The sequence below is a fragment of the Streptomyces sp. NPDC042371 genome (genome assembly GCF_056437465.1).
Genome location: NZ_JBWKAP010000013.1, coordinates 187,318 through 204,175 on the forward strand (window position 1 = coordinate 187,318; position 16,858 = coordinate 204,175).

General features: G+C 74.6%; 16 protein-coding genes and 1 pseudogene. 14 read left to right on the forward strand and 3 right to left on the reverse strand.

Features of this window, described 5'->3' with window-relative positions; translation table 11 throughout:
- Nucleotides 1–157 precede the first annotated feature (157 nt).
- The 13 genes from AC068B_RS33255 (at nt 158) to AC068B_RS33315 (ending at nt 11,959) form a co-directional block, all read left to right on the forward strand.
- A complete protein-coding gene (locus AC068B_RS33255) occupies nt 158–427 on the forward strand; it encodes an acyl carrier protein (protein WP_478675254.1) in 270 nt (89 codons plus the stop codon).
- Nucleotides 428–455: 28 nt separating this feature from the next.
- Nucleotides 456–1,238 (forward strand): 3-oxoacyl-ACP reductase FabG, encoded by a 783-nt coding sequence (gene fabG, locus AC068B_RS33260; protein ID WP_478675255.1) that lies wholly within the window; start codon nt 456–458, stop codon nt 1,236–1,238.
- Nucleotides 1,239–1,287: 49 nt separating this feature from the next.
- Nucleotides 1,288–2,229 carry an aromatase/cyclase gene (locus tag AC068B_RS33265; RefSeq protein WP_478675256.1) on the forward strand — a complete coding sequence of 314 codons (942 nt, stop codon included), beginning with the start codon at nt 1,288–1,290 and terminating at the stop codon, nt 2,227–2,229.
- Complete coding sequence (locus tag AC068B_RS33270) at nt 2,226–3,764, forward strand: FAD-dependent oxidoreductase (protein WP_478675257.1); 1,539 nt, start codon at nt 2,226–2,228, stop codon at nt 3,762–3,764. The genes AC068B_RS33265 and AC068B_RS33270 overlap by 4 nt, the downstream gene beginning before the upstream one ends.
- 3 nt (nt 3,765–3,767) lie before the next feature.
- On the forward strand, nt 3,768–5,375 hold the full coding sequence (locus AC068B_RS33275; protein WP_478675258.1) for an NAD(P)/FAD-dependent oxidoreductase: 1,608 nt from the start codon (nt 3,768–3,770) through the stop codon (nt 5,373–5,375).
- Nucleotides 5,376–5,419: 44 nt separating this feature from the next.
- Nucleotides 5,420–6,961, forward strand: a complete 1,542-nt coding sequence (locus tag AC068B_RS33280; RefSeq protein WP_478675259.1) for an FAD-dependent monooxygenase — start codon at nt 5,420–5,422, stop codon at nt 6,959–6,961.
- Between the two features lie 23 nt (nt 6,962–6,984).
- The gene (locus AC068B_RS33285; protein WP_478675260.1) at nt 6,985–7,857 is read left to right on the forward strand and encodes an alpha/beta hydrolase; all 873 of its coding nucleotides are present in this window, start codon (nt 6,985–6,987) and stop codon (nt 7,855–7,857) included.
- Nucleotides 7,806–8,306 carry an acyl carrier protein gene (locus AC068B_RS33290; protein ID WP_478675261.1) on the forward strand — a complete coding sequence of 167 codons (501 nt, stop codon included), beginning with the start codon at nt 7,806–7,808 and terminating at the stop codon, nt 8,304–8,306. Before AC068B_RS33285 ends, AC068B_RS33290 begins: the two co-directional genes overlap by 52 nt.
- A 47-nt stretch (nt 8,307–8,353) precedes the next feature.
- Nucleotides 8,354–9,907: an acyl-CoA carboxylase subunit beta gene (locus tag AC068B_RS33295; protein WP_478675262.1), complete on the forward strand. Its 1,554-nt coding sequence runs from the start codon at nt 8,354–8,356 to the stop codon at nt 9,905–9,907.
- Between the two features lie 10 nt (nt 9,908–9,917).
- Entirely contained in the window at nt 9,918–10,172 is a 255-nt protein-coding gene (locus tag AC068B_RS33300; protein WP_478675263.1) for an acyl-CoA carboxylase subunit epsilon, read from the forward strand.
- Between the two features lie 85 nt (nt 10,173–10,257).
- On the forward strand, nt 10,258–10,743 hold the full coding sequence (locus AC068B_RS33305; protein ID WP_478675264.1) for a nuclear transport factor 2 family protein: 486 nt from the start codon (nt 10,258–10,260) through the stop codon (nt 10,741–10,743).
- A 53-nt stretch (nt 10,744–10,796) separates the two neighbouring features.
- Nucleotides 10,797–11,435: a TetR/AcrR family transcriptional regulator gene (locus AC068B_RS33310; protein WP_478675265.1), complete on the forward strand. Its 639-nt coding sequence runs from the start codon at nt 10,797–10,799 to the stop codon at nt 11,433–11,435.
- Nucleotides 11,432–11,959: an anthrone oxygenase family protein gene (locus AC068B_RS33315; protein ID WP_478675266.1), complete on the forward strand. Its 528-nt coding sequence runs from the start codon at nt 11,432–11,434 to the stop codon at nt 11,957–11,959. The genes AC068B_RS33310 and AC068B_RS33315 overlap by 4 nt, the downstream gene beginning before the upstream one ends.
- Nucleotides 11,960–12,032: 73 nt before the next feature.
- Here the strand turns inward: AC068B_RS33315 and AC068B_RS33320 are convergent, their stop codons facing one another.
- The 3 genes from AC068B_RS33320 to AC068B_RS33330 form a co-directional block, all read right to left on the reverse strand.
- The gene (locus AC068B_RS33320; protein ID WP_478675267.1) at nt 12,033–13,640 is read right to left on the reverse strand and encodes an AMP-binding protein; all 1,608 of its coding nucleotides are present in this window, start codon (nt 13,638–13,640) and stop codon (nt 12,033–12,035) included.
- Nucleotides 13,640–15,970, reverse strand: coding sequence for an ATP-binding protein (locus tag AC068B_RS33325; protein ID WP_478675268.1), 2,331 nt, complete (start codon nt 15,968–15,970; stop codon nt 13,640–13,642). Before AC068B_RS33325 ends, AC068B_RS33320 begins: the two co-directional genes overlap by 1 nt.
- A gap of 185 nt (nt 15,971–16,155) precedes the next feature.
- On the reverse strand, nt 16,156–16,521 hold the full coding sequence (locus AC068B_RS33330) for an acyl carrier protein (protein ID WP_478675269.1): 366 nt from the start codon (nt 16,519–16,521) through the stop codon (nt 16,156–16,158).
- A 71-nt stretch (nt 16,522–16,592) separates the two neighbouring features.
- Here AC068B_RS33330 and AC068B_RS33335 point away from each other — a divergent pair.
- A pseudogene (locus AC068B_RS33335) lies at nt 16,593–16,858 on the forward strand (hypothetical protein); the annotation flags it as partial.

Below are 16,858 nucleotides of genomic sequence, written 5' to 3' on the forward strand. Positions count from 1 at the left end.
CGTTGCCGGGGGCCCGCGGGGTCCTCCCCCGCCCACCGCGCTTCTCCGCATTCGTGATGGTTCTTCGTTGTTCTTCGTGGCCGTACGGGCTTTCGCCCCGTGCGGCCTTTGTGTTGCCCGCCCGTGCACGATCCGCCCCTTCGAAGGGACCGCAGTGATGACGACCCCTCAGTTCGCTCTCGCCGACCTCAAGCGCATCCTCCTGGAGGGTGCGGGCGCCGACGACGGCGCCGCCCTGGACGGCGACATCCTCGACCGCGACTTCGACGACCTCGGCTACGAGTCGCTGGCGCTGCTGGAGACCGGCAGCCGCATCGAGCGCGAGTACGGCATCGCCCTGGACGACGAGGTGTTCTCCGACAACCGCACGCCCCGCGCCCTGATCGCCGCCGTCAACCTCCACCTGACCGCCTCCGCCGCGGTCTGACCCGGCCTGCCCCAGAGGAGAACCGATCATGCAGCAGGACAAGCGCGTCGCACTCGTCACCGGTGCGACCAGCGGCATCGGCCTGGCCACCGCCCGGCTGCTGGCCGAGCAGGGCCACCGGGTGTTCATCGGCGCCCGCACCGAGAGCGACGTCATCGCGACCGTCAAGGCGCTGCGCAACGACGGCCTCGAAGCCGAGGGCCAGGCCCTGGACGTGCGCGACGGCGCCTCCGTCCGCTCCTTCGTCGGGGCGGCCGTCGAGCGGTTCGGCCCCATCGATGTGCTGGTCAACAATGCGGGCCGCTCGGGTGGCGGGGTGACCGCGGAGATCAGTGACGAGCTGTGGGACGACGTGATCGACACCAATCTCAACAGTGTGTTCCGGATGACGCGGGAGGTGCTGACCACCGGTGGCATGCGGGATCTGGAGCGGGGCCGCATCATCAACGTCGCCTCCACCGCGGGCAAACAGGGCGTCGTGCTCGGCGCCCCCTACTCCGCCTCCAAGCACGGGGTCGTCGGGTTCACCAAGGCGCTGGGCAATGAGCTGGCGCCCACCGGCATCACCGTCAACGCGGTCTGCCCCGGCTATGTGGAGACGCCGATGGCGCAGCGGGTGCGCCAGGGCTATGCGGCCGCCTACGAGAGCACCGAGGAGGCGATCCTCACCAAGTTCCAGGCCAAGATCCCCCTCGGCCGCTACAGCACCCCCCAGGAGGTGGCCGGGCTCATCGGCTACCTGGCCTCCGACACCGCCGCCTCCATCACCTCCCAGGCCCTCAACGTCTGCGGCGGACTCGGCAACTTCTGACCCGGCCCGGACCGGACCCCACCAGCCAAGAGGACAAGGAGAGTTGACCATGACGACGCGTGAGGTCGAGCACGAGATCACGGTGGCGGCCCCGGCCGGGACCGTCTACCGGCTGATCTCCCAGGTGGAGAACTGGCCGCAGATCTTCCCGCCCACCATCCACGTCGACCACGTGGAAAAGGGCGAGCGCGAGGAGCGCATCCGCATCTGGGCGACCGCCAACGGCGAGCCCAAGAACTGGACCTCGCGCCGCACCCTGGACCCCGAGGCCCTGCGGATCGGCTTCCGCCAGGAGGTCACCACCCCTCCGGTCGCCGCGATGGGCGGCACCTGGATCGTGGAGCCCCTCGGCGCCGACAGCGCCCGGGTACGGCTGCTGCACGACTACCGGGCCATCGACGACGACCCGCAGGACCTGCAGTGGATCGAGGAGGCCGTGGACCGCAACTCCCGCGCGGAGCTGGCCGCCCTGAAGGCCAACGTGGAACGCACGGTGGCCGCCGCGGAGCTGACGTTCTCCTTCGAGGACAGCGTCCAGGTCAACGGCGCCGCCAAGGACGTCTTCGACTTCGTCAACGAGGCCGGACACTGGCCAGAGCGGCTGCCGCACGTGGCCACCGTGCGCTTCGAGGAACCCGCCCCGGGCCTGCAGAGCCTGGAGATGGACACCCGCGCCAAGGACGGCTCGGTGCACACCACCAAGTCCTACCGGGTCTGCTTCCCGCACCACAAAATCGCCTACAAGCAGGTCACGCTGCCCGCCCTGATGACCCTGCACACCGGCTACTGGACGTTCACCGAGAACGCCGACGGCACCACCACCGCCGCCTCGCAGCACACGGTGGTGCTCAACACCGCCAACATCGCCGGTGTGCTGGGCGCGGACGCCACCGTCGCCGATGCCCGCCAGTACGTGCAGGGCGCGCTGTCCGCCAACAGCCGCGCCACGCTGGGCCATGCCAAGGACTACGCGGAGCGGCACCGGTCATGACCGTGCGGCGGCTCGAAAGCGATGTCGTCGTCGTGGGCGCGGGACCGGCCGGGCTGATGCTCGCCGCGGAACTGCGCCTGGGCGGCGCCGACGTGGTCGTACTGGACCGGCGCGAGGGCCCCACCACGCAGTCGAGGGCCTCGACGCTGCACGCCCGCACCATGGAGATCTTCGACGGCCGCGGCCTGCTCCGGGCGCTGGGCACCCCGCCGTGCGAGAGGCGCGGGCACTTCGGCGGACTGCCGCTGGATCTGACCCTGCCCGGGGCGCATCCGGGGCAGTGGAAGGTGCCCCAGATGCGCACCGAGGAGCTGCTGGGCGACTGGGCGGGCGCCCTGGGCGCCCGGGTGCGGCGCCTGCACGAGGTGCGGGCGGTGCGGGCCGGTGCCCTGGGCGTGGAGGTGGTGGCCGCCGGTCCCGGCGGTCCGGTGCGGGTCCGCGCCCGCTATCTGGTGGCCTGCGACGGCCAGGACTCCACGGTGCGCCGCCTGCTGGGCGCCGACTTCCCCGGCCAGGACGCCTCCCGCGAACTGCTGCGCGCCGACGTCGCCGGTCTGGACATTGCCGACCGGCGCTTCGAGCGGCTGCCCGCGGGGCTGGCGATCGCGGCCCGGCGCCCCGACGGCGTGACCCGGGTGATGGTCCACGAGTTCGGCGTCCCGGCCCCGGCGCGTACCGGGGAGCCCGGGTTCGCCGAGGTGTGCCGGGTGTGGCAGCGGGTCACCGGCGAGGACATCAGCGCCGGCGCCCCGCTGTGGGTCAATGCCTTCGGCGACGCCTGCCGGCAGGTGGCGCGCTACCGGCAGGGCCGGGTGCTGTACGCGGGTGACGCCGCGCACCAGCAGATGCCCATCGGCGGCCAGGCCCTCAACCTGGGCCTGCAGGACGCGGTCAACCTCGGCTGGAAGCTGGCCGCGGTGGCCCGCGGCACGGCGCCGGACACGCTGCTGGACAGCTATCACGACGAGCGGCACGCGGTGGGCCGACGGGTCCTCGACAACATCCGCACCCAGGCGCGGCTGCTGCTCGGCGGCGCCGAGGCGGCCAGTCTGCGCGCGCTGATGGAGGAGTTGCTGCAGCAGGAGGACGTGCGCCGCCACCTGGCGGGGATGATCTCCGGCGTCGACGTCCGGCATGCCATGGGGCCCGGGGAGCATCCGCTGCTGGGCGCCCGGCTGCCGCACGCCCGCCTCGCGGTGGGCCACGAGGTGCGCTCCAGCGCGCAGTTGCTGCGCGCGGGGCGGGGCGTGCTGCTCACCCTGGGCCCGGCGGCCGCCGCCCTGCACGAGGAGGCCGCGGCCTGGCCGGAGCGGGTGGTCTGTGTGGCGGCGCGGTGCGCCGACGGCGTACAGGGCGCCCTGCACGGCGTCGACGCGCTGCTGGTGCGCCCCGACGGACACGTCGCCTGGGTGCGGCCGGGCTCGACGGCCTCCCTGCGCTCGGCGCTCACCTGCTGGTTCGGTGCGCCGCGGCCGGTGCCCGGCGCGGCCGACGACCGCTCCCCCGCCCTGTCCCCCGCTGTTTTCGGAGAGTGAGCCATGAACCCGACCGACCGACCGGACGACCTCTATGACGTGGCCATTTTGGGCGCGGGCATGGCGGGCGGCATGCTGGGCGCGATCCTGGCCCGCAACGGTGTGAAGGTGCTGCTGATCGACGCCGGTGTCCATCCGCGGTTCGCGGTGGGTGAGTCGACGATCCCCTACACCTCGGCCATGACCCGGATCGTCGCCGAGCGCTACCGGGTGCCGGAGATCGAGGCGCTGGCCTCCTTCCGCGGCATCCAGGACAAGATCTCCCCGCTGTCGGGGCGCAAGCAGAACTTCGGCTTCGTCTACCACCGCGAGGGACAGGACCAGGACCCCGAGGAGATCAACCAGCTGGTGGTGCCCGAGTGGCAGCGCACCGAGAGTCATCTGTTCCGGCAGGACACCGACGCGTTCCTGTTCCATCTGGCGGTGCGCTACGGGGCCACGCCGCTGCTGGGCACCCGGATCGCCGACATCGAGACGGGGCCCCAGGGGGTGCTGCTGCGCTGCGACAAGGGCCGTGAGCACCGGGCCCGCTACCTGGTGGACTGCGGGGGCTTCCGCTCCCCCGTCGCGGAGAAGTTCGCGCTGCGCGAGGAGCCGACGCGGGCCCGCCACCATTCGCGTTCGATGTTCACGCACATGGTCGGCGTCACGCCCTACGACCAGGCGCCCTCGGCGGCGGGGCACAAGCAGCCCAGCCCCTGGCACCACGGCACCCTGCACCATGTCTTCGACGGCGGCTGGCTGTGGGTGATCCCCTTCGACAACCACGAGGGGGCGCTCAGCCCGCTGTGCAGTGTGGGGCTCACCCTGGACGAACGGGCCCATCCCAAGGGCGCACTGGAGCCGCAGCAGGAGTTCGAGGCGTTCCTGGCGCGCTTCCCGCAGATCGCCGAGCAGTTCACCGGCGCCCGCGCGGTCCGCCCGTGGGTGAGCACCGGGCGGCTGCAGTACTCCTCCACGCACACCGTCGGGGAGCGCTACTGCCTGACCGCGCATGCCGCGGGGTTCACCGACGCGCTGTACTCGCGCGGGCTGACCAACACCCTGGAGGTGGTCAACTCCCTGGCCTGGCGGCTGATCGAGGCCGCCGGGGACGGCGACTGGTCCACCGAGCGGTTCGCCTACATCGACCGGCTCCAGCAGGGCCTGTACGACGTCCACGACGATCTGGTCTACAGCTCGTTCGTGGGCTTTGGCCACTACGACCTGTGGAACGCGGTGCTGCGGGTGTGGGAGTCGACGAGCATCCTGCCCACGATGACGGTCGAGCGGGCCTACCGCCGCTTCATGGCCGGGCGGGACGAGCAGATCCTGCGGGACCTGGAGCAGACCTCCACGCCCGGGCTGCCCGCCCCGGTGGGCGAGGACATCCGGGCGCTGCTCACCTTCACCCGCACCACCTGCCAGGCCGTCGAGGCGGGCGAGGTGGAGCCGGCCGAGGCGGCGCGGCGCATCTTCGCCCGGGTGCGGGAGGCGGAGTTCCTGCCGGCGCCGTTCGCGCTCGGCGACCCGGCCGCCCGCTGTTTCGAGGCCACCCCCGAGCTGCTGGGGCAGGCCGTGGAGTGGGGCCAGACCACGGCCCCGCAGCACATCGCGCAGCTCTTCGGCTGATGTCCCCGACGGAGTCGGCCACCGGATTGGAAGGAAGGTCCAGCATGGACGCGGACGTGATCGTGGTCGGGGCGGGCCCGACCGGGCTGATGCTCGCCGGAGAACTGCGCCTGGGCGGGGCCCGCGTGCTGGTGGTGGAGCGCCTGGAGCAGCCCACCGGGCAGTCCCGCGGGCTGGGCTTCACCGCCCGCGCCATGGAGGTGTTCGACCAGCGCGGGCTGCTGGCGCACTTCGAGGGCCTGGAGGTGGCGCCGCTGGGGCACTTCGGCGGCGTGCAGTTCGACTACACCGTCCTGGAGGACGCCCACTTCGGTGCGCGCGGCATCCCGCAGTCGCACACCGAGGAGGTCCTGGAGCGGTGGGTGATCTCCCTGGGCGCTGATCTGCGGCGCGGCTGGGAGTTCCTCGAACTGGAGGAGCACCCCGACCGGGTGGAGATCGCGGTGGCCACGCCGCGGGGGGTGCAGCGCCTCAGCGCCCCCTATCTGGTGGGCTGCGGCGGCGGCAGCAGCGCGGTGCGCCGGGCCGCCGGGTTCTCCTTTCCCGGCACCGGTGCCACCCGCACCATGTATCTGGCCGATGTGGCCGGGTGCGGGCTGCGGCCGCGGTTTCTGGGCGAGCGCATGGAGCACGGCATGGTGATGGCCGCGCCGCTGGGCGAGGGGGTGGACCGCATCATCGTGGTGCCGGACCGGGCCCCGGACCACGAGCGGGAGCGGACGGTGTCCTTCGCCGAGGTCGCCGCGGCCTGGCGGCGGATCACCGGGGAGGACATCAGCCACGGCACGGCCCACTGGGTCAGCTCGTTCACCGACGCGACGCGGCAGGTCACCGAGTACCGGCGCGGGCGGGTCCTGCTGGCCGGGGACGCCGCGCACATCCATCTGCCGGCCGGCGGCCAGGGGTTGAGCACCGGCGTGCAGGACGCCGCCAACCTGGGCTGGAAGCTGGCCGCCACGGTGCGCGGGACGGCGCCGCAGGGGCTGCTGGACACCTACCACGCCGAGCGGCACGCGGCCGGTGCGCGGCTGCTGATGAACACCCAGGCGCAGGGCATGCTCTTCGTCGGCGGGCCCGAAATGGACCCGCTGCGCGCCCTGTTCGCCGAACTCATCGGCTACGACGACGTCAAGCGCCACCTCGCCGGGCTGGTCAGCGGCGTCGACATCCGCTACGACACGATGGCGGGCGGCCACCGGCTGCTGGGGCGGCGCCTTCCGCCGCGCACCCTGCACGGCGAGGAGGGCCGCACCAGCACCATGGAGCTGCTGCATCCGGCGCGCGGGGTGCTGCTCGACCTGGCCGGGGACGGCGCGCTGCGCGAGGCGGCGGCGCCCTGGCACGAGCAGGTGGTCACCGCGCGGGTGCGGCCCGACGAGCAGGAGGCCGGGCTCCAGGACGCGGCCGCGCTGCTGGTGCGCCCGGACGGCTATGTGGCCTGGGCCGCCGAGCGGGCCGGGGACCCGCAGGCGCCGCAGGCCCTACGGGCCGCCCTGCACCGCTGGTTCGGTGCGCCGCACACCCCCACCGCCGATGCGGCCGGGGGCGGCGGGGTGCGGGCGGCCGGCGCCGCGCGGTCCCGGTGAGCGGCGCGGCCCGCTCCCCGGGCGTGCGGGCCATCACCCTGGACGCCGCGGGCATCCCCCTGTCCGGCCTGCTCGGCACGGTGCAGGGCGCGCCGCCGCGGGCCACCGTGCTGGCCCTGCACGGCGGCGGCATGAGCGCCGCCTACTTCGACGGGCAGGCCCACCCCGGCCAGTCCCTGTTCACCCTGGGCACCCGGCTCGGCTTTCAGGTGCTGGCGCTGGACCGGCCCGGCTACGGGGCGTCGGCCGGGCCGCTGCCGCAGGGCCGGACGCTGGCCGGGCAGGCCCGCACCGTGCACGCCGCGCTGGCCCGGTTCGCCGCCGGACACGAGGTGGGGGCGGGCGTGTTCGTCCTGGCCCACTCCTTCGGCGGCAAGCTGGCGTTGACGTGCGCGGCCGGCGCCCCGCTGCCGGTGGAGCTGCTGGGCCTGGACATCTCCGGCTGCGGGCACCGGTTCGCGGTGCCCGCGGCCCGGCTGCCCTCGGCGGGCGGGCCCGGGCACTGGCGGCTCAACTGGGGTGCGCTGCGGCTGTATCCGCCGGACACCTTCCGGGCCAGCGCGGACCTGGTCGCCCCGATGCCCGCGCTGGAGCGGGCCGAGGCGGGCCGCTGGCCCGCCGCCTTCGCGCGCCTTGCGCCGCGGGTGCGGGTGCCCACCCGGCTGACCTTCGCCGAGCACGAGGCGTGGTGGCGCCACGACGAGGCGGCCCTGGCCGAGCTGCGCGCCCATTTCACCGGGGTCCGGCGCCTGGTGGTGGACCGGCAGGCGGACGCGGGCCACAACATCAGCCTGGGCTGGTGCGCCCGCACCTACCACCTGCGGGCGCTGGCCTTCCTGGAGGAGTGCCTGGCCCGCCGCGAGGCGGCACCCGCACCCCGGCAGGCGGCGGCCTGACCCCGGCCACCACCCCGGCCCCGGCCACCGGCATCCCGCGCATGCCCGGCCCGCACAGTCCTGTGCCTCTCGACGACGGAAGCGACCTGACCATGGCTGTCCTCGACCCCTCTTCGCTGTTCGCCCTGCCCCACGACGGGTCCGTACTGCGCGCCCTGGACCTGGGCGTGCGGGCCCAGATCCTGGAGAGCCGGCTGTGCCGGACGCTGGGGCACGCCCTGGGCGTGCCCCCGGCCCACCGCATCCCGGCCGACCGGCCGCTGCGCGCCCTGGGCGTGGACTCGCTGCTCGCCCTGCACCTCAAGCAGCAGCTGGAGGCGGCCCTGCAGGTACGGACCGTGGCGCACGACCAGCTGCGCGAGGCCACCCTCGCGCAGCTGGCGGCGCTGCTCGCCCAGGAGGTGGCGCGGCCGCAGGAGGCGGCCGCGGCGGGCGTCACCGTGCGATGACGCCCAACGGGAGCACCGAGTCGGCCCGCACGGGGAGGAGTGAAGCGATGGAGAGCCCGCACAACGCCGTCGAGCACCTGAGGGAGCTCAAGGAACAGGTGACCCAGGGGCCGGATCCGGCGGCCACCGAACGCCAGCACGCCAAGGGCAAACTGACCGTCCGTGAACGGATCGGCCTGCTCCTGGACAAGGGGAGTTTCCGGGAAGTGGAGGCGCTGCGCCGGCACCGGGCCACCGGCTTCGGCCTGGAGGCCAAAAAGCCGTACACGGACGGTGTGATCACCGGCTGGGGCACGGTGGAGGGCCGCACAGTCTTCGTCTACGCCCACGACTTCCGCATCTTCGGCGGCGCGCTCGGCGAGGCGCACGCCACCAAGATCCACAAGATCATGGACATGGCCATCGCGGCCGGAGCGCCGCTGGTCTCGCTCAACGACGGCGCGGGCGCCCGCATCCAGGAAGGGGTGGCGGCGCTGGCCGGATACGGCGGCATCTTCCAGCGCAACACCAAGGCCTCCGGGGTCATCCCGCAGATCTCGGTGATGCTCGGCCCGTGCGCGGGCGGCGCCGCCTACAGCCCGGCGCTGACCGACTTCGTGTTCATGGTCCGCGAGACCTCCCAGATGTTCATCACCGGCCCCGATGTGGTCAAGGCGGTCACCGGCGAGGAGATCACCCAGAACGGGCTGGGCGGCGCCGACGTGCACGCCGAGACCTCCGGGGTGTGCCACTTCGCCTACGACGACGAGGAGACCTGCCTGGCCGAGGTCCGCTACCTGCTCTCACTGCTGCCCGCCAACAACCGTGAACTGCCCCCGCACGCCACCGGCGAGGACCCCGCCGACCGGCAGTGCCCGGCCCTGCTGGAGGTGGTGCCGGCCGACGGCAACCGCTCGTACAACATCCGCGAGGTGATCGAGGAGGTCGTCGACGACGGCGAGTACCTGGAGGTGCACGCCGCCTGGGCGCCCAACCTGGTGTGTGCGCTCGCCCGGCTCGACGGCCGCACGGTGGGCATCCTGGCCAACCAGCCCGCCGCCATGGCCGGGGTGCTCGACATCCGGGCCAGCGAGAAGGGCGCGCGGTTCGTGCAGTTCTGCGACGCCTTCAACATCCCCCTGGTCACCCTCGTGGACGTGCCCGGCTTCCTGCCGGGCGTGGACCAGGAACACGAGGGCATCATCCGGCGCGGCGCCAAGCTGCTGTACGCGTACTGCAACGCGACCGTGCCGCGGGTCTCGGTGGTGCTGCGCAAGGCGTACGGCGGCGCCTACATCGTCATGGACTCGCGTTCCATCGGCGCCGACGTCGCGCTGGCCTGGCCCACCAACGAGATCGCCGTGATGGGCGCCGAGGGCGCCGCCAACGTCGTCTTCCGCCGGGAGATCGCCGCCGCGGCGGACCCCGAGGCGATGCGCGCCCACAAGATCGAGGAGTACCGGCGCGAGCTCGTCCACCCCTACTACGCCGCCGAACGCGGCCTGGTCGACGACGTCATCGACCCCGCCGACACCCGCGCGGTGCTGATCAGCGCCCTGGCCATGCTCGAGGCCAAGGACGCGGGCCTGACCCGCCGCAAGCACGGCAACCCGCCGCAGTGAGGACACCGCGATGACATCGACCCCGCTCCAGAGCACGGCCCCGGACCAGGGCACGGACCCGCCCGCACCGCTGGTGCGGATCGTCCGGGGCGATCCCACCCCGGAGGAACTCGCCGCACTGATCGCGGTGGTGCAGCTGCGCCTGGCCGCCCGGCCGCCGCAGCCTGCGCCCCGGCTGCGGTCCCCGGCGCGCTGGTACCGGCCCCAGCCCACCCCGTTCGAGCCGCGCGCCTGGCGCAGCAGCGCCTACCGCAGGGCCGCCTGAAGCCGCCCCCGCACCCCCTGGATCACCGGGGGCACCCCCTGCCCGGCGCTCCCGGGCCTTACGTCCGTACGAGAAAGGACCGACCATGTCCCTGCTGGAGGACGACGCCACCGTGGTGGCGCTGCACGATCAGCTGCGACTGCTCAACGACCGTCTGGAGGTGGCCCAGTTGTGTGACCGCTACGTCATGCACCTGGACCGGGACCGCTCCCAGGACGGCTGGCTGGACTCGGTGTTCACCGACGATGTGCATCTGACCTTTCCCTTCGGGGAGTTCAGGGGCATCGAGGGGCTGGCCGGGTTCCAGGAGATGGCGCGCACCACCTTCGCCCGCACCCATCACCTGTGCGCCAACCACGTGGTGGAGGTGGACGGGGACAGCGCCACGGTGCGCTCGCACCTGATGGCCGTGCACGTGCCGGACGGCGACGAGCCGGCCGGGCACTTCGACATCGGCGGGCACCTGGAGGCCCGCACCGTGCGCACCGAACGCGGCTGGCGCATCCGCCGGTTCGTGTTCGACCTGGTGTGGCAGTCCGGCCAGGCGCCGGCCGCCAAGACGGCCGGCTGACGGCACCACCCGGGCACCGGCAGGCCGGTGCCCGCTCGCGGAAGGGTGAGTGAATGTCCACTTCGGTACGCGGCTACTCCACCCGTGCCCGTCTTCTGGACGCCACGGAGCACCTGCTGCGCGAGCGGGGGCTGGCCGGGGCCACCACGAAGGCCATCGCCGCCGACGCGGAGTGCTCCGAGGCCGCCCTGTACAAGCACTTCAGCGGCAAGGGCGAGCTGCTCGGCGCGCTGCTGCGCGAGCGGCTGCCGGCGGCGGGCCCGCTGCTTGCGGGCCCGGTGCGCGACGAGGACGCCGAGGCGTGCTGTGTCCGCCTGGTGCGCCAACTGCTGTGGTACTACGAGCAGTCCGTGCCGCTGATCGGCGCGCTGTTCGCCGACCACGCGCTGCTGGCCGGGCTGCGCCCGCTGCCCTACGGCACCGCCGCGGCCCCCGACGAGCTGCTGGAGGCGGTGGTCGGGCATCTGCGGGCGCTGCGCGGGCGCGGCCGCATCCGGGCCGACGCGGATGTGCGGGCGGCCGGTGCGCTGTTGCTCGGCGTCTGTTTCCAGCGGGCCACGTTCACCCAGGTGGCGCCGGGCGGCTGGCCCTGGTCCGCCGAGGAGTTCACGGCCGTGGTGGGCCGTGCCGTGGCCGCCTCCCTGACCGACACCGTCGCCGAACCCGCCGCCCCCTGCAAGGAGTTGGAATGACACACAGCCCCCTGGCCACTGCCGCGCGCTTCGCGGGCCTGATCTTCGTGGGGATCTTCGCCGGATTCCTCGTCGCCGTCCTCGTCCTGGAGAACTCGCTGCGCGAGTACGACGGCAAGGTGTACGCGCAGGTGCGGCAGGTCGAGCTGGATTCCCTGGACACCCTGGCCTCGGCCACCCTGATCCCGGCGATCCTGGCCACCGTCCTGCTGATCGTCGCCGTCCGGCGCTCGCGGGGCCCGGCGCTGTGGCTGCCGGTGGCGGCGCTCGCGCTGATGCTGGTGGTCCTGGTGGTGACGCTGACCATCAACCTGCCGATCAACGGCGACCAGAACGACTGGAACGTGGCGGCGCCGCCCGCGGACTGGGCGGATGTGCGCGACGACTGGCAGAACGCGCACCTGGTGCGGGTCGTCGCGGCCGTCGGCGCGTTCGCCCTGCTGCTGGCGGCCGCGGTGCTGCGCCCGGCGGCCGCCGCGCTGGCGCACCGGCCGTCCGGCCCGGTGGCCGCGGGCCGCCGCTGACCGTGCCCCGCCCCGGCCCTTCCGGCGCACCCCCTGACGGGATGCACCGGAAGGGCCCCTTTTTTTGTTCCGGTCAGGCCGAGCGGGTGGGGCGGCGGGACAGGGCCCCTTGCAGGCGCCTGCGGTGCAGTTCGCCGGTCGCGGCCCGGGGCAGGCCGCCCATGAGTTCCAGCCGGGCGGGCAGGTGCGCGGGCGGGACGCCCTGGCCGAGCAGGTGGTCGCGGAGTTCGAGCAGGGTGGGCGGGTCGCCGTCGGGGACCACGGCGGCGCAGGCCAGTTCGCCGTGCTGGGGGTCGGTGCAGGCCACCACGGCGGCCTCGGCGACCCGGGGGTGGGCCAGGAGGCGTTCCTCGATCTCGGTGACCGGGACGAGGAAGAGGCCGCCGATCTCCTCGGCCCCCGCCCGCGGCCGACCCCCCTCGTCCGGGTCCGCCGGATCGCCGGTGCCGGACCGCCCCGGCGGCTGCCAGGTCGCGGCCAGGGCGCCGCTCTCGCGCCGCCACACCGCCAGCGGCGCGGACGCCGCGCCCGGCCGCGCCGTACCCCCGCCGGGCGCGGCCGGGCGCAGCGGCGCCCCGAGCAGGTGGTGGACCTGCTGGGCCAGGGCGGCGGAGGTGCCTGCGGCATCGGAGGTGATGGCGTGGCGCAGGGCGGGCAGCGCGCGCGGGCGGCGGTGCTGGGCGGCGGCGAGCTCGGCCCACTGGGCGGGCGTGGCGCAGGCCTGCCGTACGTCGGCGGCGGCCATCAGGTCCAGGGCGTCCTCGGCGTCCCAGCGGTCCTGGAGCACGGCGGTGCCGCCGCGGGTGAGCGGGCCGAGCACCGCGTGCAGCAGGGCGGGCAGGGTGGCCAGGGGCAGTGCAGTGAAGCAGGCGGCGCCCGGTCCGGGGTCCGGGGCGAGGCCCGCGTGCAGGGAGTTGGGGGTGTGCAGGCTCATGCGGTGGGCGCCGTGCAGCCCCAGGGAGGTGAGGGCCAGGCAGGTCCGGTCGGCCAGGTCGGGGGGCAGCGGCAGCGCGGTGGAGCGGTGGCGCTCGTGGGGGGTGCGCAGGAAGTGCGCGGTGAAGTCCACGGCCCCAACCCCGGCTCCGGCGGTGGTGGTGGCGTCGCCGAGGACCACCCGGTGGCGCAGCCAGGGCAGTTGGGGGGCCAGGTCGGTGAGGAGCTGTGCCGGGGCGATGCCTTCCCACTGGTCGGGGACGACGCACAGCCGGGGCTGGGCCGCGCCCAGGACGGCCGCCAGGTCGTGGGCGCCGTAGCCGGGCATGACCGGGACGGCCACGGCGCCGGTGCGCAGGCAGGCGAGCAGCAGCGCGCAGGTCTCCCAGCGGTTGGGCAGCTGGAAGGCGACCGGGTCGGCGGGGCGCACGCCCAGGGCGTCCAGGGCGAGCGCGAACCGGTCGGTGTGGGCGGCGAGCTGGCCGTAGGAGATGCGGATGATGCGGCTGCGGGCGGGGCGGTGGGCGCGGTGGGCGACGATCGCGGTGCGGTGCGGGTGGCGGGCCGCGCCGCGGTACAGGTCGTGCAGGACGGTCTCGGTGCGCCAGTGGCCCTGCCGGTAGAAGGTGCGGGTGGCCTCGGCGGGCGGGCGCAGGGCGGCGAGCTGGGGGGCCAGCGGGGTGCGGGGGTCGGGCTGGGGGTGCGGGTGTGGTCCTGGCAGGGGGTTTTCGGTCCGGTGGTGCGCCATCACTGCCTCCTGCCGACGGCCCAGGCGACCTGGACCCGTGAGTTGCAGCCCAGTTTGCGCATCACGTGGCGGACGTGGTTGACCACCGTCCACTCGGCGATGTCCAGCTGGTGGGCGATCTGCCGGTTGGTCAGGCCGTCCGCGACCAGCAGCGCGACCTGCAGCTGGCGGGGGGTCAGGGCGCCGGCCTCGGTGCGCTCCTCGGCGCGGCCGGGCTCGGCGGTGGCCAGTGCCTCGCCGGCCATCGCCGCCGGGCGCAGCCGCAGCCCCTCGGCCCAGGCGGTCGTGAAGAGCGTGGCGCCCAGCTGGCGGCGCAGCTCGGCGATGGTGCCCTGCAGCAGGTCGCGGTCCGCGCCGGTGGTGGTAGCCCCGGTGCGCGAGCGCAGTGCCTCGGCGGCGGCCAGCAGGCGGGTGGCGCGCTGGGGCTGGCCCGCGGTGCGCACCAGGAGCAGGGCGAACAGGTCCAGGACGGCGGGCAGTTCGGTGCGTTCGTCGATCGATTCGTACAGGGTGAGGCTTTCGCGCAGCGCGGCGCGGGCGGCGGCCTCGTCGCCGGTGTGCAGGTGCAGGCGGGCGGTGGTGGACCGGGTGCGGGCCAGATCGCGGATGGCGCCGTGCTGGCGCTGGATGCGTTCGGCCCGCTCCAGCAGGGCCCGGGCCGGTTCGCTCTCGCCACCCGCGAGCAGCACGTCGGCCAGGGCCGTGGCCGCTTCGGCGGATCCGGCGGTGTCGCCCTGCACGTTGAGGGTGGTGCGGGCGGCGGACAGCAGGGACTGCCCCGCGGCCCGGTCGCCGCAGCGGAAGAGGGCGTAGCCGCGGCGGGCGGAGGCCAGCGCGCCGGGGCCCGGGTCGCGCAGCCGCTGGTACATGTCGACGGCCCGGCGGTGGCGGTGGGCGGCGCCGTCGTGGTCGCCCAGGGCCGCGGCCAGGACACCGGCGCCGGCGCACAGCCGGGCGCGGGCCCGCAGCCGCTCCCCGTGCTCCTCGCCGTCCTCGGCGCCCTCGTCCTGCAGGGCCCGCTCGGTGGTGTCGAACCAGCGCAGGCCCTCGGTGAGTTCGCCCCGGATGAGCCAGGGGTACAGGCTGGCGCAGACCAGCGCGGCCCGCTCCAGCAGGGCCACGGGGCGCTCCCGTTCGGCGCTCCGGCCCCGGGCGGCGGTGCGCCGCTCGTGTTCGTCCTTGAGGTGGTGCAGGGCGGCCAGGACGTTGGCGTGCTCGGCGGCCGCGGCCCGCAGCCAGCGCTGCTGCTCGGAGCCCTGGAAGCGGCCCTCCAGGGTGTGCAGCAGTTTCTGGTAGTGGCGGGCGTGGGCCTGCCGGGCGGTGGCGGCCTGGGCGGCGCCCGACGCGTCCAGGAGGGACAGGCCCCAGGCGCGCAGGGTGCGCGACATGGTCAGCCGGCTGTCGGTGCGCGGATTCTCCTCCAGGGTGAGCAGGTTGCGGTCGAGCAGGGCCTCCAGGGCGACGGCGGTCTCCCCCGCGTCCAGCGGTGAGACCTTCTCGGCGGTGGCGAGGGTGAGGCCGTGCTGGAACAGGGCGAGCCGGGCGAGCAGCGCGCGCTGTCCCTGGCTCAGGCCGCGGCAGCTCCATTCGGCGATCGCCGGGGTGGAGCGCTGGCGCGCCGGTACGTCCACGGGCCCCGGCAGGTGGCTGTCGCCGCCGCGCCGCAGCCACGCGCGCAGCTCCTGCGCCGGATACAGGCGCAGGCGGCGGGCGGCGAGTTCCAGGACGAGCGGGACGCCTTCGAGGAGGTTGCAGATGTCGACGACGGCCTCGACGTTCTCGGCGGTGAGCGCGAAGGCGGGGTTCGCCTCGTGGGCGCAGCAGATCAGGAGCCGCACGGCCGGGTTGTCCTGCACGTCGGCGACGTCGGGGGCCAGGAGCGGCCCCGGGGTGGGCAGCGGCGGCACGGGCACCACCTGCTCGCCGTAGATGCGCAGCACCTCCTGGCCGGTGGCCAGGACGGTCAGGGCCGGGGCGGCGGTGAGGTGCCCGGCCAGGACGGGGGCCAGCCGCGCGGCGACGTGTTCGACGCCGTCGAGCAGCAGCAGGGTGCGCCCGCTCGCACCGGCCGCGATTCTCTCGATGTGCTTGAGGGCCGTCTCCAGGTCCGCGCAGGCGGGCAGGTCCAGCGGGTGGATGCCGCCGGGGAACAGTGCGGCGGTGGTGCGGGCGGCCTCGGCGGCCAGCCTGCTCTTGCCCACTCCGCCGGCCCCGGTCAGGGTGATCAGGCGGGCGGCCGGGTCCTGGAGTCTGCCCTGAACCGCGATCAGATCGAGTTCCCGGCCCACCAGTTCGGCCGCCGTGCCTAACGCTTGCAGATCCGTCGACATGTTCCCCCTCATGACTGACCGGCACCGCGCAGGGCCCCGCTCGGGCCCCGCACGGCGTGCGCCCGGAAGCTACGGACTGTGACTTAAGCCGCCCTGAAGCCACCGGCCGCCCGCTGCCCCGCGGGCCGGGCGGGCGGTGGTGCTGTGTGGTGCGTGGTGGTGCCGCTCCGCCCCAAGTACGCGGGTCAGCGGGCGTCGTGCGGGCCGCCCCGGTGTCCGGGGGCCTGCCCGCGGGCCGGGGCGGGCTCGCCCGGGTGCCGTGACTGTCCGTCCACGGCCCGGGCGGGCGCGGGGCGGGGCACGAGGTGGGCGACGATGTCGGTGACCGTGGGGTGGTCCCACACCAGGGTCGGGTCGACGATCAGGTCCTTCTCCTCCTCCAGGTCGCCGCAGAGACTGAGCGCCCACACCGAGTCCATGCCGTAGTGGGCGAGCGGGGTGTCGTGGTCGATGGAGCTCTCCGGGCGGGCCAGATAGATCGCGAGCCGGGCGGTGAGCCAGCCGCGCAGCTCGGTGGCGTACGCCGTCTGCCCGGAGATACGGGTCGTCATGGCCGGGGCTCCTCGGACAACTGCCGGTCGGGGGTGTCGCCAGCCTCGCCAGGAGGACTAAAGCGCCGCTTGTGGGCAGGGCGTTCGCGGTCCTGCCCGTCACCGGACGGGACGGCCCGCGGCGCCCCGGCCCAGCCACCCGCCCCAACCGGCGCCCCGTCAGTGACGGGCACGATGACAGCGAGACCCCCGGCGCACGGCCGCGCCTGCCCGCCGCCGGACGGGACAGCCCGCAGCGCCCCGGCCCAGCCACCCGCCCCAACCGGCGCCCCGTCAGTGACGGGCACGATGACAGCGAGACCCCCGGCGCACGGCCGCGCCTGCCCGCCGCCGGACG

What these genes read in the sequence shown, in the direction of transcription:
- fabG (WP_478675255.1), top strand. Translation starts at nt 456, where the DNA reads ATGCAGCAGGACAAGCGCGTCGCACTCGTCACCGGTGCGACCAGCGGC.
- AC068B_RS33270 (WP_478675257.1), top strand. Translation starts at nt 2,226, where the DNA reads ATGACCGTGCGGCGGCTCGAAAGCGATGTCGTCGTCGTGGGCGCGGGA.
- AC068B_RS33275 (WP_478675258.1), top strand. Translation starts at nt 3,768, where the DNA reads ATGAACCCGACCGACCGACCGGACGACCTCTATGACGTGGCCATTTTG.
- AC068B_RS33305 (WP_478675264.1), top strand. Translation starts at nt 10,258, where the DNA reads ATGTCCCTGCTGGAGGACGACGCCACCGTGGTGGCGCTGCACGATCAG.
- AC068B_RS33255 (WP_478675254.1), top strand. Translation starts at nt 158, where the DNA reads ATGACGACCCCTCAGTTCGCTCTCGCCGACCTCAAGCGCATCCTCCTG.
- AC068B_RS33325 (WP_478675268.1), bottom strand. Translation starts at nt 15,970, where the DNA reads ATGTCGACGGATCTGCAAGCGTTAGGCACGGCGGCCGAACTGGTGGGC.
- AC068B_RS33300 (WP_478675263.1), top strand. Translation starts at nt 9,918, where the DNA reads ATGACATCGACCCCGCTCCAGAGCACGGCCCCGGACCAGGGCACGGAC.
- AC068B_RS33295 (WP_478675262.1), top strand. Translation starts at nt 8,354, where the DNA reads ATGGAGAGCCCGCACAACGCCGTCGAGCACCTGAGGGAGCTCAAGGAA.
- AC068B_RS33280 (WP_478675259.1), top strand. Translation starts at nt 5,420, where the DNA reads ATGGACGCGGACGTGATCGTGGTCGGGGCGGGCCCGACCGGGCTGATG.
- AC068B_RS33315 (WP_478675266.1), top strand. Translation starts at nt 11,432, where the DNA reads ATGACACACAGCCCCCTGGCCACTGCCGCGCGCTTCGCGGGCCTGATC.
- AC068B_RS33320 (WP_478675267.1), bottom strand. Translation starts at nt 13,640, where the DNA reads ATGGCGCACCACCGGACCGAAAACCCCCTGCCAGGACCACACCCGCAC.
- AC068B_RS33310 (WP_478675265.1), top strand. Translation starts at nt 10,797, where the DNA reads ATGTCCACTTCGGTACGCGGCTACTCCACCCGTGCCCGTCTTCTGGAC.
- AC068B_RS33330 (WP_478675269.1), bottom strand. Translation starts at nt 16,521, where the DNA reads ATGACGACCCGTATCTCCGGGCAGACGGCGTACGCCACCGAGCTGCGC.
- AC068B_RS33265 (WP_478675256.1), top strand. Translation starts at nt 1,288, where the DNA reads ATGACGACGCGTGAGGTCGAGCACGAGATCACGGTGGCGGCCCCGGCC.